This window comes from Bacillus sp. JAS24-2 (assembly GCF_008274905.1).
GTDB lineage: Bacteria > Bacillota > Bacilli > Bacillales > Bacillaceae_G > Bacillus_A > Bacillus_A cereus.
The window spans coordinates 3563098-3579399 of the sequence record NZ_CP031068.1; the positions used below are offsets into that span (position 1 = coordinate 3563098).

Sequence of the window (16302 nt, forward strand, 5' to 3'; positions counted from 1 at the left end):
CTTATGTAAAGTAAAAAGCTAGGAAGAACTTCTCCCTAGCTTTCTATTACTCTTCTTCTGCATCAACTATAAAGTTCGGATCTAATTCTTCAAATTCATCATCAGCAATTTGGAAATCATCATCTGATTCTACGCAGCCTTCAGGATTTACACTTACACAAATTTTCGTTTCTCCAACTACTTCTGTTACAAATTCACGTTCTACAGTTACAACAATTTTATTACCATTTGGTGATACAAGTGCTTCTAAACAATTTGGCGGCTGAATAACACGAGCAATAATTTCTAAATCGTCACCAGAAAAGTTTTTATCACGATAACCAATACTTACTTCGTCCGTGTAGTTCACACGTTCTGTTACAACTTCAGTCTTTGTATTTCCATCAAATGAATACCAAGTGTTCACATCATAGAAACCTTCAATTTCCACATGTTTTCCATTCTTTCTTGCTTCGTACGAGTGGTTAATTACCCAGCACCCTAAAATACTTGTTGGCTCATTATTCGATTCACATGTATGCGTTGACTTTGTATACTTACGTCCTTTTCCAACCACTGCTTTTGTAATAATCTCTCTAAATTCGGACATTCGTAACCCTCCTCAATCACTATTCACTTAATCATATGCGTGACAATAGCGGAATGTGTCATTCTTTTTTTGAGAAGAACTTACGTTTAATCCACAAAAAAAAGAGATGTCAATATGACATCTCTTTAACAACCACAATTTCCTTTTTTACTTTCTACCGCTGCGCCAGTTTCACCCTTTAGTACATCGCCACCAGTTGAAATTAATATTTCATCTGTTACGTTGTTAGAAATTGTACTAGCAACTAACTGTAATAAGTCATTTACGTATGTTTGTGAAGATTTAAATTGTTGTACGACTGGAATACTGTCTAACTTATCTTGCAATGCATCAATTTCAGCTTCTACCTTTTTTAAAGCTTCCCATTTCCCGTAATGTTGCAAGTTTACTGCTTGTTTTTGCAGTGCTTTAATTTCATCGATTGCGCGCTTTACATTTTCATTTTTATGAATTTGCGCCTCTGCTTTCTTAAAAAAATCAACTTCTTCTGTTTCAGAAATCATTTTTGCTAATTCTTTCGCTTGTTCAACAATGTCATCTTTCGAATATACTTTCATCTATTATTTCACCTCAATCGGCTCTTCAACTAATTCCCCGTTAAGAGACCAAGTTTTTGCTTCCGTTATTTTCACTTTCACAAGCTGACCAATTAAAGATTTTGAAGCGACGAAGTTTACAAGTTTATTCGTACGAGTATAACCTGCAAGTACTTCCGGATTATTTTTACTTTCCCCATCAACTAACACTTCTACAATTTGACCTTTGTAACGACTATTCTTTTCAATTGCCAACGTATTTACTAGTGTATTTAAGCGCTGAAGACGTTCTTTCTTTACTTCCATCGGTACATTATCTTTCATTTTTGCAGCTGGTGTACCTTCGCGAGGAGAATAAATGAATGTAAAGGCAGTATCAAACCCTACTTCACGATATAACGACATCGTTTCTTCAAATTGCTCATCTGTTTCATTTGGAAAACCAACGATAATATCTGTTGTTAATACTACATCTGGAATTGCTTCTTTAATTTTTCTTACAAGTTCTAAATAATGCTCACGCGAATATTTACGTGCCATAATTTTCAGCATATCTGTACTTCCAGATTGAACTGGTAAATGGATATGTTCTACTAGGTTGCCACCTTTTCCAAGCACTTCAATTAAGTGATCATCGAAATCACGTGGATGGCTCGTTGTAAAACGAATACGGGCAATATCAACTTTACGAAGTTCGTCCATTAAATCGCCAAGACCGTATTCTATATCTTCAAAGTCTTTACCATATGCATTTACGTTTTGTCCAAGTAAAGTAATTTCTTTATAACCATTTGCAGCTAAATGACGAATCTCTTGGACAATATCTTCTGGACGTCTACTTCGCTCTTTTCCGCGTGTATACGGTACAATACAATACGTACAGAATTTATCACAGCCATACATAATATTTACCCACGCTTTAATATCACCACGACGTACTTTCGGAAGGTTTTCAATTACGTCACCTTCTTTTGACCAAACTTCAACTACCGTCTCTTTCGAGAACATCGCATCTTTTAGAATATACGGTAGTCTATGAATATTATGCGTTCCAAATACCATATCTACATGCTGATTTTTTTGCATAATTTTATTTACAACAGATTCCTCTTGAGACATACAACCACATACACCAATTAAAAGGTCTGGATTTCTTCGTTTGAGTGACTTTAAATGGCCTAGCTCACCAAACACCTTATTTTCAGCATTTTCACGAATTGCACAAGTGTTTAATAAAACTACATCTGCATCCTCAGTTGAAAAAGTTGGTTCATATCCAAGTGCTGTGAAAATACCTGCCATTACTTCCGTATCATGCTCATTCATTTGACAACCATATGTACGAATATAGAACTTTCTTCCTGTACCAAAATTGCGAAACTCTTCAGGTAAGCCAAAATCCCGTTCAATTTTAACTTCTTCTTTCCCACGCTTTTTCGCATCCTTTAAGGAAGGTGGTTGATATACACTTTCAAAGTATTTACTATAATCTTTCTCTTCTTTTTTCGTAGAGGAATTTGCTTGTTGACTTGCTAATCGTTGTTGCTCGTTCATCGGTAATCTCCTTTCACCCTTAACTATACACACTCTATAGTCCATTTTAATGCGCTTAGACTCACCTCAAAAATGGTTAGATAGCTGGAGAGATAACTTGTCCTTTGAAACTTGAGTAATCAATCTAATCATTCATAAGAATGAAGTCTTCCCCACGCAAATAGACATTCCCTTTTTATCATTTCTTGTTGTCCTACCCAAAAGCATATTGCTTTATCCCTATAAACATTACCATAGTATGACGTGTTTCGCCAATTTTAACAATACAAAGGCCTTTTATTACCTTACATTTCATAAGCAATGAACTTGCCATTTTCATACAACGATTTATATATTATTTTATCATTCTGAATTTTCCAAGTAAATAAGACTACCCTATATTTTTGTACATAAAAAAAGGTTGCCAAATCGGCAACCTTTTTTTCTTACATTACATAAATTCAGCAACAAGCTCATCAAACATTTTCTGATCCATATTTAAATCAGATTTCACTAAAGGCTCTTCACTATAGCCTTTAACAAGTTCTTGATATGATGGTTGCTTAGTATTTTGATAAATTAACCCTGTTACTAAACCGTTATTTTCCATTAAAGTTTGCATAGCCATCATGCGATTAGATGGATCATATCCCTCTACTGTGCTTAGTTTCGTTAAGTTCTCTTTAAACCAATCGTAAGTATTTACTTTATTGTAAGTAACACATGGGCTAAATACGTTAATTAATGAAAATCCTTTATGGTTAATACCAGCTTCAATAATTTGTGTTAATTCTTTTAAATCACTCGAAAAGCTTTGCGCCACAAATGTCGCACCAGCTGTTAAGGCCATTTCCATTACATTTAGTGATGGTTCAATTGAACCTTGTGGTGTGCTTTTCGTTTTAAATCCAGCTTCACTACGTGGTGAAGTTTGCCCTTTTGTTAATCCATAAATTTGGTTATCCATTACGATGTACGTAATGTCGATATTACGACGAATAGAATGGATTGTATGTCCCATACCAATCGCAAATCCATCACCGTCACCACCTGAAGCGATAACTGTTAAATCACGATTTGCCATTTTCACACCTTGTGCAATCGGAAGGGCACGACCATGAATACTATGCACACCATATGAATTAATATAACCTGAAATACGGCCTGAACAGCCGATACCAGAAATAACAGCAAGTTCATCTGGATTTAGGCCAACGTTAGCTGCCGCACGTTGAATTGCAGCTTGCACTGAGAAGTCTCCGCAACCTGGGCACCAGTTTGGCTTTACACTGTTACGAAAGTCCTTAAATGTTGCCATTTAATACAACCCCTTTTTTGCATTCGTTGTAAATCTCTTTCGGCAAGAATGGGTTTCCATCATATTTTAAAAGACTAGAAATTTTCTCACCATTACCAAGATTCATTTTCATAATGTTAGCAAGCTGACCTGTTGCATTGTTTTCTACTACTACAACACGCTTCGCCTTTTTCACAAGTGGATCGATTTCAGCTGTTGGGAACGGGTGAATTAAACGCACATGAGCATGGTTTACTTTCATACCCTCTTGTTCTAAACGCGTCATTGCCTCTTCGATCGCACCACGAGTTGAGTTAAATCCAACAAGCAATACGTCTGCTTCTTCATGCTTAACATTTTTATAAACAGGGGTATTAAACTTCAAGTTCTCCATTTTACGGAAACGTTTGTCCATTTGATCTTTACGGTTTATTGCTGATTCCGATGGTTTTCCAGTTTCATCATGTTCTACACCTGTAACATGGTGAACACCATTTTTCATACCAGGTAAAACACGTGGTGAAACCCCGTCTTCTGTTACTTCATAACGCTTGAAGTATGCTTTATTTTCACGTTCTGGTAATTCTGCTTCTAAATCAAGCTTACCACGACGAATTTCCACTTTATCTAATTTAAGTGGTTCTACTGTTTGTTTTCCTAACGAAAGCTGTAAATCTGTTAAGAAAATAACAGGAACTTGATATTCTTCAGATAAGTTAAATGCTTCTACAATGTCATAGAAAGCTTCTTCAACTGTACTTGGCGCCATTACGATTTTTGGAATTTCACCATGCGTACCGTAAATCATCGCCATTAAGTCAGACTGTTCTTGTTTCGTTGGTAATCCTGTACTTGGGCCGCCACGTTGTGTATCAACAATTACTAATGGGGTTTCTGTAATACCTGCTAAACCGATTGCTTCCATCATTAATGAAAGACCAGGACCAGCAGATGCCGTTAATGTACGAACACCAGCATAGTTTGCACCGATTGCCATTGTACAAGCTGCGATTTCATCCTCAGTTTGGATTACTGTTCCGCCGACTTTCGGTAATTTTTTAATTAAGTATTCCATAATTTCTGATGCAGGTGTGATTGGGTATGCTGACATAAAACGAGCACCACCAGCTACCGCACCAAATGCGATTGCATCGTTTCCAATCATAAACATGCGTTTTTTACCATCAGCTTTTTCAAGCTGCATCATGTTTACTTTCTCACCTAGTAATTCTTTCATATATTGAGAGCCGCGTTTAATTGCGTCCATATTCTTTTGAACGACTTGCTCTCCTTTACGACCAAAGATTTCTTCAACAACATCTAAATAAGCTGTTTCATCTAATCCTAATACTGCACTTGATGCTCCAACAGCAACCATGTTTTTCATTAATGATGTGCCTAATTCTGAAGCAATATCTGTAAACGGTATCACATATAGATTTACATCTGTATTGTCAGGTATTGTTGGATTAAATTTCGCATCCGCAACTACAATTCCACCTGGACGTAGTTCGTGGAAATTAAAATCAATTGTTTCTTGGTCAAAAGCAATTAAAATATCTAAATCATCTGAGATCGCTCGTACTTCTGTTGTACTTACACGAATTTTATTATTTGTATGGCCGCCTTTTATACGTGATGAGAAGTGGCGGTAACCGTATAGGTAATATCCTAATCGGTTTAATGCAATACAGAAGATTTCTCCTGTACTTTCAATTCCTTCACCTTGTTGGCCTCCAACTTTCCATGAAAGTTGACTAATCATCTCCTACACCCCTTTTGGCTGCATTCATTGTAGTGTATTTTTTTACAGTAATAGTTTAGCATTTTTTATGCAAATAAACTACAACGGACGCAAATTATGCCTCTTCTGATTTCCCTGAATCTTTAGTATAAAGCTATTTTGTTTTTCATTCTAGTATTAGGTCTTAAAAAAAGCAATAAAATCAAATGAATTAATTTTAATTTTTCTGAATTTTAAATCAGAATTTAAAAACTCATATGTTCTACAAAATTATCATATAAAAATCGTTCTACAGTAGATGTAGCATAGTGTTTACAAAGCTCATTCATTACATTTTCATAATCTCGATACGCTGATACATTTACAACTGTTTCTAAAATCCCATCAAAATCGGAACCAAATCCTATATTGCGCTCTCCACCTAATGAACAAATATATTCGATATGTCTTACTATATCTGCTACATTCGCTTGTTTTTCATTTGTTAGAAACTGCGGTACAAAAGTGACACCAATCATGCCATTTCGCTTTATAAGAGCTTTAAGTTGTTCATCGTTTAAATTACGTGGGTGCTCGCAAAGTTTCATACAATTTGAGTGGGAAGCAATAGGATTTTTTGCAATCTCTATAACATCCCAAAAACTTCTTTCATTCAAATGAGACACATCAGTCCATACATGTAACGTATTCAGTTCTTGTACAACATGTTTACCAAAAGTCGTTAAACCCGCCCCACGTGTCTCTAGCGCACCATCAGCTAAGAGATTGGCATAATTCCATGTTAGTCCAAAAGAACGTACTCCTAGGCGATACAACAACCGTAATTTCATTGCATCTTTTCCAATTGCTTCGCATCCTTCTATTGTTAATATCGCTCCAATCTCGTCCTGTTTTAATATGTTAATATCATCTTTTGTCTGAATAAACTTCACACCTTGTAGGGATAAAATTTCATTATAAAAAATATCTACCATTTGTAATGCTACTTCAAATCGGTTTTCATATGCCACTGTTTCTGGTACATATATAGCAAAACATTGTATACTTCCTTTTCTTCTCTTTAACTGTTCAAATGTAATATGTAATTGTGAATCATCTTTAAAATTCCTTTTCCCTTGTGCACTCCATAACTGAAGAAGCACGTCACAATGAGCATCAAAAATTTTCATTTTCATTCCTCCATTATAAAAACAACCTGTTTGCATACTGCAAACAGGTTGTTTAAACTTAACGAGGTTCTACAATTAATTTTATTGCTGTACGCTCTTCGCCATCAATCATAATATCTGTAAACGCTGGGATACAAATCAGGTCCAAACCACTAGGCGCTACAAATCCTCTTGCGATTGCTACTGCCTTTACAGCTTGGTTCAATGCACCTGCACCAATAGCTTGAATTTCTGCTGTTCCGCGTTCGCGAATAACACCTGCAAGTGCACCAGCTACAGAATTAGGGACCGACGTTGCTTTAACTTTTAATATTTCCATTCCGCGTTTCCTCCTCGTTTCTTTAAAAAGTATTAGCAATTATTTCACTTTAACTTATATTCACGAGGAATGGCGCGTATTCCTGCTAAATTTTCGTAATTTTTCTAAAAAATTAAAATATAATAACTTATCTAAAATTTAACGAAAATTTACTCAAAAAATGGTTGATCATCATTAATTAAAATACGTTCAATTTTCTTTGCTTTTCCTGTATTTGGATCCACATCAATTAACACTGCACTTAATTGCGTTCTACCATTTGTTACTTCAAATCGTACTGGTAAGTTTGTTAAAAACTTCTTCAATACTGCTTCTCTGTCCATACCTAATATTCCGTCATACGGCCCTGTCATCCCAACATCTGTAATGTATGCCGTTCCGCTTGGTAAAATACGGTTATCCGCTGTAGGGACATGCGTATGCGTACCTACTACTGCTGTAGCACGCCCATCTACATACCAACCTAGCGCTTGTTTTTCACTTGTAGTCTCCGCATGGAAATCAACAAATATAATATTCGTACGTTTTTTCGCAATATTAATTAATTCATCCACTTTACGGAATGGACAATCAATTGGAGGAAGGAAAGTACGTCCTTGTAAATTAATAACTGCAACTTCTGTTCCATTACAGTTCACAAAGATAAGTCCTTTTCCTGGAGTTCCTTCTGGGAAGTTAGCTGGTCTTGCAAGATATTTTGCATCATCGATGAATTCAAATACTTCACGATTATCCCAAGCGTGGTTTCCAAGTGTAACTGCTTGCGCCCCACATTCTAAAAAGTTTCGATATATTTTTTCGGTAATCCCACGGCCACCTGCTGCATTTTCTCCATTAATGATTGTTACTGTAGGTGTATATTTTTTCTTTAATGCCGGTACGTATTGTTGAATCATACCTCTACCAGGAGATCCTACTACATCCCCAACAAATAATATTCTCATATGTCTTACCCTTTCTATGTACTGCATTTTTTATTGCTATAGCATCAAGTAAATTCCTTATAATATCTTTATTATAAGTTTGTTTCACTTTTATGCTATATAGCTAACTGTCTTTATTTTATCCAATTCCAACACAAAAAAATAAAGTGGTGTTTCACCACTTTATTTTGCGTATTCCACTGCACGTGTTTCACGAATAACAGTTACTTTAATATGTCCTGGGTAATCCAGTTCATTTTCAATACGTTTTCGGATATCACGAGCTAAACGATGTGCTTCTAAGTCATCGATTGTATCTGGTTTTACCAAAATACGAACTTCACGTCCTGCTTGAATTGCAAATGATTTTTCAACGCCTTCATAAGACTCTGAAATCTCTTCTAACTTTTCAAGACGACGAATATAGTTTTCAAGTGTTTCACTACGAGCTCCCGGTCTTGCAGCTGATAAAGCATCTGCTGCTGCAACTAAAACTGCAATGATAGAAGTTGGTTCTGTGTCACCATGGTGAGATGCGATACTGTTTATAACTACAGGATGCTCTTTATATTTCGTTGCAAGTTCAACACCAATTTCAACGTGGCTTCCTTCTACTTCATGGTCAATCGCTTTTCCGATATCATGTAATAGACCTGCACGTCTTGCTAGTTTTTCATCCTCGCCAAGCTCTGCCGCCATAAGTCCAGTTAAATATGCAACTTCCATAGAGTGTTTTAAGACGTTTTGACCATAACTTGTACGGTATTTTAAACGACCTAAAATTTTAATTAAATCTGGATGTAATCCATGAACACCCACTTCAAACGTTGTTTGCTCTCCGACTTCGCGAATATACTCGTCCACTTCACGTCTTGATTTTTCGACCATCTCTTCAATACGCGCTGGGTGAATACGTCCGTCCTGTACTAGTTTATCAAGAGCGATACGAGCTGTTTCACGACGAATTGGGTCGAATCCAGAAAGGATTACCGCCTCTGGTGTATCATCGATAATTAAGTCAATACCCGTTAACGTTTCTAACGTACGAATATTACGACCTTCACGCCCGATAATACGTCCCTTCATTTCGTCATTTGGAAGATTTACAACCGAAACGGTTGTTTCAGCAACATGATCAGCTGCACATCTTTGCATTGCAAGAGATAAAATCTCTTTTGCTTTCTTATCCGCTTCTTCTTTCGCGCGAACTTCACTTTCTTTTACCATAACAGCGATTTCATGAGAAACTTCACTTTCTACTTTACCAAGAATAATTGCTTTCGCTTGTTCGCGTGTCAGATTGGAAATGCGCTCTAATTCTGTTTGTTGCTTTTGAACTAACTCTCCCACTTTGCTTTCCAACTCTTCAATCTGTTGTTGTCTCGCTACAAGAGATTCCTCTTTCTTCTCTAACTGTTGCTCGCGTTTATCGAGCGTTTCGTCTTTACGATCAAGGTTCTCTTCTTTTTGCATTAAACGATTTTCTTGTTTTTGTAATTCGCTTCTACGGTCACGAATTTCTAATTCAGCTTCTGTACGAAGTGTATGAATTTCATCCTTTGCTTCTAAAAGCGCTTCTTTCTTAAGTGCTTCAGCATCACGATTCGCTTCGTCTAAAATACGTCTCGCTTCATTAGCTGCACCATTAATCTTCGCTTCAGCAATAGACTTTCGAACAAAAAAGCCAACAACTGCACCGACTGTTGCAAGCAAAATGGAGATGAGTATCCAAACTGTACTCGTCATGATTTCACCTCCCCTTGCTATGAATGAAAAAAGACTGTCGGCATGTACATTGAATTACAACATACAGCAAAGACCGTCGTCCCGCTTTTTTAAGGGACTTTCTTCATTTCACAATTAAAATGTCATATTATTATTTCGGTAAGATTTAAACCTTACTCCGAATATTACTTCTCTTCTTGAGAAGAGTATATTGTATATAAGAAAAAATATACATTCTCATTGTATCTATCGTAATTTTCATTGTCAAGCGTTGTCTACTTTTACTTTCTTTACCTTCAGCCTTGAATGTGACCTAAATTTAAAAAGTAAGGAGCCTACTATACTGGAAAACCTTAGTAATTCCCATTTCTTTTCCTTAAAATATTTAAATATCCTTCTTTACACAACCCATTTGAAGTAAAAAAATAAAAGACACGAGGCCGTGTCTTTTATTTTTTTAATCAAGAAGAGTTGAATCTTCTGCGCCCTCAGCACCAGAATCTTCACTAATTCCGTGATGCTCACGAATAAAGAAGGCAATTTCTTCTCTTAAATCTGTATTTTCTTTTAAGAACTGCTTCGAATTTTCACGACCTTGTCCTAGGCGTTCTTCATTATAAGAATACCAAGCACCGCTCTTTTGAACGATATCAAGCTCAGAAGCCATATCCAAGATTTCACCTTCTCTTGAAATACCTTCTCCGTACATAATATCAACTTCCGCAACACGGAATGGTGGTGCTACTTTATTTTTCACTACTTTTACTTTTGTTTTATTACCAACGATGTCGTTACCTTGCTTTAATTGCTCCGCACGACGCACTTCAAGACGGACAGTTGAATAAAATTTCAACGCACGACCACCCGGAGTTGTTTCTGGGTTTCCGAACATAACCCCAACTTTTTCACGAATTTGGTTAATAAAGATTGCAATTGTTTTTGATTTGTTAATTGCTCCTGAAAGCTTACGAAGTGCTTGTGACATTAAACGCGCTTGTAAACCTACGTGTGAGTCACCCATGTCGCCTTCAATCTCTGCTTTCGGTACAAGAGCTGCTACAGAGTCAATTACGATAATGTCAACCGCACCACTTCGTACAAGTGCTTCCGCGATTTCCAATCCTTGCTCCCCTGTATCAGGCTGTGATAATAGTAATTCATCTATGTTAACGCCTAATTTTTGTGCATATACAGGATCCATTGCGTGCTCCGCATCGATGAATGCTGCTTGTCCACCTTGACGTTGTACTTCTGCAATTGCATGTAATGAAACTGTCGTTTTACCTGAACTTTCAGGTCCGTAAATTTCGATAATACGGCCACGTGGATATCCGCCTACTCCTAGTGCCACATCAAGTGCTAAAGAACCACTAGAAACCGTAGAAACTCTACGCTCCGCTTGTTCTCCTAATTTCATGATTGAACCTTTACCGAATTGCTTCTCTATTTGTTTTAACGCCATATCTAACGCTGCTTGACGATCACTCATTCAAAATTCCTCCTTAACTGAATTGCTAATCTTATTATACCTATTTTCAATTCAATTTGCCAACAAAAATCGAACATTTATTCGTTTTTTTATTTTCTATCAAATAATATCTAAATTTAACCGTAAAAAAAACTAGAAGAAACTTATATCTCTTCTAGCTTTTTATATAAATGATAAAATCCATATTTTACTGTTCGTTCTCTAATTTGTTGACGACTTCCGCTTAAATTAAGAGGAAAGACTACAGTTGGCTCATCCTTAATCGAAAGCCCAACAAATACTGTTCCTGGTTCTTTCTGTTCTGAAGCATCTGGCCCTGCTACCCCAGTGAAACTAATTCCGATATCCGCTTTTAATACATCCTTAACATTTTCAGCAAGATAACGAGCACATTCTTTACTAACTGCACCATCAGTATGCAATACTTCTTCAGGCACACGTAAAACATGTTGCTTCACATCATTATGATAACAAATGACACCGCCTTTAAATACAGAAGAAACACCAGCGTTTTCAGTTACTTGATTTCCAAAAAGACCACCTGTTAAACTTTCTGCACACGCTAAAGTTAACCCTTTTCTCTTCAATAACTCGATTGCCTTATAATGCAAAAATTCTTGGTCATATCCGTAGAAAAATTCTCCTACTCTTTCTAAAATCAAATCTTCCACATGTTGAATTAGTTTCTCCGCTTCGCTAACATTTTGATGCTTAGCGGTTAAACGTAATGTCACTTCTCCATCATTTGCTAACGGGGCAATTGTTGGGTTTGTTTGTCCATCAATTAAATCTTGCACTTTCACCTCTAATTGGGACTCCCCAATACCGAAGAAACGAAGCACACGAGAATAAATGTTTTCTCCTGTTGTAAAATTACGTAAAAAAGGCTCTACGTAACTTACATACATTGGTTTTATTTCTTTTGGCGGCCCTGGTAATAAAACATAAACTTTTCCGTTCTTATTTACCCCCATACCAGGCGCCATACCGTGGTCATTTGCAAATACTGTTGCTCCATTTAAAACGAGCGCTTGCTTTTTATTATTCTCCGTAAATTCACGGCCTGTACGCTTAAAGTAATTACTTATTAAGGCTAATGCCTTTTCATCATACACAAGCTCTTCATCTAAACTAGCAGCTATCGTTTCTTTCGTTAAATCATCTTTTGTTGGTCCTAATCCACCTGTAAAAATAAGTATATCAGCACGTTCTTCCGCAGCTTCAATCGCCTTTTGCAATCGCTTATTATTATCACCAACAACAGTATGATAGTACACGTTAATTCCGATTGAAGCTAACTTTTCAGATAAAAACTGGGCATTTGTATTTGCAATTTGTCCAAGTAATAATTCAGTTCCAACCGCAATAATCTCAGCATTCATCCCAATTCCCCCATAAACTTCTATTTTGAGTTTACAAAAGCAGCTCTATTTTTCCAGAAATAATCCCATCCTGAAATAACAGTAAAGATTAATGCAATCCATATGAAGATATCTGCAACTGGAATATGGATTAAATTTAAAGGTACATCGTGTAATAAATATGCTGCAATTGCAATAATTTGTGTCCACGTCTTAATTTTCCCTAGCTGGTTTGCTGCAACTACTTCCCCTGTTCCAGCAAGTACAAGACGTAAACCTGTTACCGCAAACTCACGACTGATAATTACAATAACAATCCAAGCCGGTACATATTGCATCTCTACCAATGTAATAAGTGCTGCCGAAACAAGCAATTTATCAGCTAACGGGTCAAGAAACTTCCCTAAATTCGTTACAAGATTATACTTTCTTGCGTAATGTCCATCAATCCAATCTGTAGCTGAAGCAATGATAAAGATAAGTGCCCCCACTAAATGTTGAATTGGCAAATCAACATCACCAATTTTGTATGAACCCCAATCAAAGGGCGCTAACATAATTACCATAAAAATTGGAATTAAGAAGATTCTAGATATTGTAATTTTATTTGGTAAATTCACAGCTATTCCTCCATCATATCAAAAACATTTGTTCATCGAAAAAAAGTCATCGAAGCGATGACTGTTATTGTGCTGGTTGCTCTATCCCTCGGTTTTTAATCACCAATCTTTGGTGATATTCTTTTTGTGGATCTAACGGGAAAGCAAGCACTTGGCCATTCAGTTTAATTTCAACATTCGGTGCACTTCCAATATTAAGTCGTACTTCTTTTAATGTTGATACATCGCGTTTCTCTGTTTGACCGCTTTGTACTGTAGTATTTAGAATTTCGTTACCCGCATCATCCTTAACATCTACATAACTTGTACCCTTAGCTGAAATTTCCAGTTCTAATGTTTTATTATTATGAATTTCCAAAGTAGATACCTTTCCAGTTGTTCCAACTACTTTCACTTCTTGCTGTTCAGTTGGTTGTGCTGGTTGCTCCTCTTTCTTTGGTTCTTCTTTCTTTGGTTCCTCTTTTTTTGGCTCTTCCGCTTTCACTTCATCTTTCTTCGTATCTAACGGAGAATCTTTCGCTTTTTGAACTTCAATTTTCTCACTTTGAGCGCTTGGAACTTTTTCATCATCTTTTCCAGTTAACGCTTGAAACACAAACCAGATTACCACTCCAACTGCGATGACTAACAGCGCAACTAAGATTTTCGGCATGTGATCTGCAATTGGCCATGATGAAGATTTTTGCATTGTTTCTTGTGTTTTTTGTCCCGTTGATACTTGTGGAACTTCACGCTTTTCAGATTGTGGTATCGTACTCTGATGTTCTACAAGCAGTTCCTCTCCATTTAATCCAACCGCATCTGCGTATTGTTTAATGAATGCACGCGCATAAAAAGCTCCTGGCAATACATCATAATTGCCTTCTTCAATTGCCACTAAATGGCGTTTTTGAATTTTTGTAATCTCATGCAGCTGATCAATAGACAAGCCTTTCGCTTCTCTTGTTTCTTTCAGCTTTTGTCCCAATTCCGTCACTACTAACACCTCAATATTTCTTTAAAAGTCAAACATAGAGAAATTATTTTGCGTACCTTGCTCAATTTCATCTACTAAATTATATTGTATTTCTTCATCATAATCGTTACGCAACTCGATAATATAATCAAAATCATCCAATGTGTATTCTGACTGACTCACAAATACATCAGGATGTTCCACAACTTTCGTTGCAGGCAATCTCATAATTTCACGAACGAGCTGCCAATGTCTTTCGTTAGCACGCTTCGTTGACACAATTCCATCTAGGATGAAAATATTGTCATCGCTATACTCATCTTCAATTAATTGACTGCGAACAGTTTGCTTAATAAGAGTAGATGATACAAATAACCACCTTTTATTTGCACAAACACTTGCAGCAACAATGGATTCTGTTTTTCCGACACGAGGCATTCCGCGTATCCCAATTAGTTTATGGCCTTCTTTTTTCATGATTTCTGCCATAAAGTCTACAAGTAAGCCTAATTCATCACGCACAAATCGAAATGTTTTCTTATCATCTGCATCTCGTTGTATGTACCTACCATGCCTAACCGCTAGCTTATCTCTTAGCTTGGGCGGACGATATTTCGTTACCGTTATGTTATCCATCGTATTTAAAATTGATTCAAGTCTAGAGATTTGCTCTTGATTATCACACATAAGAAGTAACCCACGTCGTGCATTATCTACACCATTAATTGTGACAATATTAATGCCGAGCATACCGATTAACGAAGAAACGTCACCAAGCAAGCCAGGTCGGTTTTTATGTATTTCATATTCAAAATACCATTCAATCATCCAAGATCACTCCCCTTGCTTACTTTACACCTACGTACTATATTATATGATTTCACCCTAATAGGGAAGCTAAATGTATAATCTATCCTGTGTAATTATTATACAAAAAAAGTAGAGAGGAGAATCTCCTCTCTACTTTTACTTATGTTGTACGAACTTAACCATTAAATTTGCAATTGTATGTTGCTCCTGTTCATCAGCAACTTTCCAAAGCTCAGCTAATAATTTCTCTTGGTCATTGCGTCCTTCTACTTCATTAGCAAGATAGTCGCCAACACGAAATGCCATATCTGATACCGCACCGCCATCTAAACCTTTGTCTTGCGCTTGCTCTAAACGTTCTCCTAAAAAGCTCTTCCACTGATCAAAATTATCTAATACTGACATAATTAAGCACCTCACTATTGAGTAATAAAATCATCCTTAATTTGTGCAACTATTCATTTTTTATGTAAGAATTTTTTAGCAGTGCCAACCGCCATTCACTCCGATAATTTGTCCAGTTATGTAAGACGCTCCTGGTGATACGAGAAATGAAACTGTTTTCGCTACTTCTTCTGGTAATCCTATTCTACCTAATGGTATATCTTCAGCAATTCCCATTTTATCTTCTTCAGAAAAAACACTTAACATTTCCGTTTCAATTGCTCCTGGTGCTACTGCATTCACACGTAATCCACTTAAAGAAACTTCTTTCGCTAAAGCTTTCACATATGAATTTTGCGCCCCTTTTACCATTGAATAAAGCACTTCACAAGAAGCTCCTATTTGTCCCCATATAGATGAAACAATTACAATATTACCACTTCTTCTCTCAATCATAGGCGGAAGTGCCATTGAAAGTAATTTATATACGTTCTTCACTTGAAGTTCTACCATATAATCTAATTCATCGTTTGTTACATCTGTTACTAATCCAAAAATACTCTTCCCCGCTGCGTATACAATAACATCAATAGGATGTTCAATTTGTCCCCACAATCGTTCTGCTCCATCACTAGAAGCTAAATTGGCTTGAACAGGGATAACTTCTCCCCATGCCTTCTGCAATTCCAATACCTTTTCTTTACTGTTATTATAATGAACATAAACTGTATATCCATCTTGAATTAATTGTTTCGAAATAGCAGAGCCAATCCCTCCGCTCCCTCCAGTTACTAACGCATACTTTTTCATAAATTCCCTCTCTTATCTCTACAACTTCAATTTTCACA

16 protein-coding genes are annotated in these 16302 nt (G+C 36.5%); all 16 read right to left on the bottom strand.

The features are described from left to right. Positions 1 to 46: 46 nt before the first annotated feature. The gene (gene cotE / locus DN407_RS18345; protein ID WP_001288799.1) at positions 47 to 589 is read right to left on the bottom strand and encodes an outer spore coat protein CotE; all 543 of its coding nucleotides are present in this window, start codon (positions 587 to 589) and stop codon (positions 47 to 49) included. 125 nt (positions 590 to 714) lie between these two features. Continuing rightward, entirely contained in the window at positions 715 to 1146 is a 432-nt protein-coding gene (locus tag DN407_RS18350) for a YlbF/YmcA family competence regulator (protein ID WP_000870461.1), read from the bottom strand. A 3-nt stretch (positions 1147 to 1149) separates the two neighbouring features. Continuing rightward, positions 1150 to 2679 (bottom strand): tRNA (N6-isopentenyl adenosine(37)-C2)-methylthiotransferase MiaB, encoded by a 1530-nt coding sequence (gene miaB, locus DN407_RS18355; RefSeq protein WP_149216558.1) that lies wholly within the window; start codon positions 2677 to 2679, stop codon positions 1150 to 1152. A 430-nt stretch (positions 2680 to 3109) separates the two neighbouring features. After that, complete coding sequence (locus tag DN407_RS18360) at positions 3110 to 3976, bottom strand: 2-oxoacid:ferredoxin oxidoreductase subunit beta (protein ID WP_000190155.1); 867 nt, start codon at positions 3974 to 3976, stop codon at positions 3110 to 3112. Beyond that, positions 3963 to 5720, bottom strand: a complete 1758-nt coding sequence (locus DN407_RS18365; protein WP_000625417.1) for a 2-oxoacid:acceptor oxidoreductase subunit alpha — start codon at positions 5718 to 5720, stop codon at positions 3963 to 3965. Before DN407_RS18365 ends, DN407_RS18360 begins: the two co-directional genes overlap by 14 nt. Before the next feature lie 224 nt (positions 5721 to 5944). Further along, on the bottom strand, positions 5945 to 6868 hold the full coding sequence (locus tag DN407_RS18370; RefSeq protein WP_065703380.1) for a dipeptidase: 924 nt from the start codon (positions 6866 to 6868) through the stop codon (positions 5945 to 5947). Positions 6869 to 6926: 58 nt separating this feature from the next. Next, a complete protein-coding gene (gene spoVS, locus DN407_RS18375; RefSeq protein ID WP_000404341.1) occupies positions 6927 to 7187 on the bottom strand; it encodes a stage V sporulation protein SpoVS in 261 nt (86 codons plus the stop codon). A gap of 149 nt (positions 7188 to 7336) precedes the next feature. Then, positions 7337 to 8131 carry a TIGR00282 family metallophosphoesterase gene (locus DN407_RS18380; protein WP_001221095.1) on the bottom strand — a complete coding sequence of 265 codons (795 nt, stop codon included), beginning with the start codon at positions 8129 to 8131 and terminating at the stop codon, positions 7337 to 7339. 162 nt (positions 8132 to 8293) lie between these two features. Next, a complete protein-coding gene (rny, locus tag DN407_RS18385; protein WP_000204911.1) occupies positions 8294 to 9856 on the bottom strand; it encodes a ribonuclease Y in 1563 nt (520 codons plus the stop codon). A 436-nt stretch (positions 9857 to 10292) separates the two neighbouring features. Then, a complete protein-coding gene (gene recA / locus DN407_RS18390; RefSeq protein ID WP_001283860.1) occupies positions 10293 to 11324 on the bottom strand; it encodes a recombinase RecA in 1032 nt (343 codons plus the stop codon). A 143-nt stretch (positions 11325 to 11467) separates the two neighbouring features. Beyond that, entirely contained in the window at positions 11468 to 12706 is a 1239-nt protein-coding gene (locus DN407_RS18395) for a competence/damage-inducible protein A (RefSeq protein WP_149216559.1), read from the bottom strand. A gap of 20 nt (positions 12707 to 12726) precedes the next feature. After that, entirely contained in the window at positions 12727 to 13305 is a 579-nt protein-coding gene (pgsA, locus tag DN407_RS18400; protein ID WP_001052967.1) for a CDP-diacylglycerol--glycerol-3-phosphate 3-phosphatidyltransferase, read from the bottom strand. A gap of 64 nt (positions 13306 to 13369) precedes the next feature. Then, the gene (locus DN407_RS18405; protein WP_149216560.1) at positions 13370 to 14281 is read right to left on the bottom strand and encodes a helix-turn-helix domain-containing protein; all 912 of its coding nucleotides are present in this window, start codon (positions 14279 to 14281) and stop codon (positions 13370 to 13372) included. A gap of 21 nt (positions 14282 to 14302) precedes the next feature. Beyond that, positions 14303 to 15088: a DUF3388 domain-containing protein gene (locus DN407_RS18410; RefSeq protein ID WP_000574107.1), complete on the bottom strand. Its 786-nt coding sequence runs from the start codon at positions 15086 to 15088 to the stop codon at positions 14303 to 14305. 138 nt (positions 15089 to 15226) lie between these two features. Beyond that, the gene (locus tag DN407_RS18415; protein ID WP_000114450.1) at positions 15227 to 15475 is read right to left on the bottom strand and encodes a DUF3243 domain-containing protein; all 249 of its coding nucleotides are present in this window, start codon (positions 15473 to 15475) and stop codon (positions 15227 to 15229) included. A gap of 75 nt (positions 15476 to 15550) precedes the next feature. Then, the gene (gene ymfI, locus DN407_RS18420; protein WP_149216561.1) at positions 15551 to 16264 is read right to left on the bottom strand and encodes an elongation factor P 5-aminopentanone reductase; all 714 of its coding nucleotides are present in this window, start codon (positions 16262 to 16264) and stop codon (positions 15551 to 15553) included. Between the last annotated feature and the right edge of the window lie 38 nt (positions 16265 to 16302).

Bases quoted from the DNA above. Each gene is read 5' to 3' on its own strand.
- cotE (WP_001288799.1), bottom strand. From the start codon at position 589: ATGTCCGAATTTAGAGAGATTATTACAAAAGCAGTGGTTGGAAAAGGA.
- DN407_RS18350 (WP_000870461.1), bottom strand. From the start codon at position 1,146: ATGAAAGTATATTCGAAAGATGACATTGTTGAACAAGCGAAAGAATTA.
- miaB (WP_149216558.1), bottom strand. From the start codon at position 2,679: ATGAACGAGCAACAACGATTAGCAAGTCAACAAGCAAATTCCTCTACG.
- DN407_RS18360 (WP_000190155.1), bottom strand. From the start codon at position 3,976: ATGGCAACATTTAAGGACTTTCGTAACAGTGTAAAGCCAAACTGGTGC.
- DN407_RS18365 (WP_000625417.1), bottom strand. From the start codon at position 5,720: ATGATTAGTCAACTTTCATGGAAAGTTGGAGGCCAACAAGGTGAAGGA.
- DN407_RS18370 (WP_065703380.1), bottom strand. From the start codon at position 6,868: ATGAAAATTTTTGATGCTCATTGTGACGTGCTTCTTCAGTTATGGAGT.
- spoVS (WP_000404341.1), bottom strand. From the start codon at position 7,187: ATGGAAATATTAAAAGTTAAAGCAACGTCGGTCCCTAATTCTGTAGCT.
- DN407_RS18380 (WP_001221095.1), bottom strand. From the start codon at position 8,131: ATGAGAATATTATTTGTTGGGGATGTAGTAGGATCTCCTGGTAGAGGT.
- rny (WP_000204911.1), bottom strand. From the start codon at position 9,856: ATGACGAGTACAGTTTGGATACTCATCTCCATTTTGCTTGCAACAGTC.
- recA (WP_001283860.1), bottom strand. From the start codon at position 11,324: ATGAGTGATCGTCAAGCAGCGTTAGATATGGCGTTAAAACAAATAGAG.
- DN407_RS18395 (WP_149216559.1), bottom strand. From the start codon at position 12,706: ATGAATGCTGAGATTATTGCGGTTGGAACTGAATTATTACTTGGACAA.
- DN407_RS18410 (WP_000574107.1), bottom strand. From the start codon at position 15,088: ATGATTGAATGGTATTTTGAATATGAAATACATAAAAACCGACCTGGC.
- DN407_RS18415 (WP_000114450.1), bottom strand. From the start codon at position 15,475: ATGTCAGTATTAGATAATTTTGATCAGTGGAAGAGCTTTTTAGGAGAA.
- ymfI (WP_149216561.1), bottom strand. From the start codon at position 16,264: ATGAAAAAGTATGCGTTAGTAACTGGAGGGAGCGGAGGGATTGGCTCT.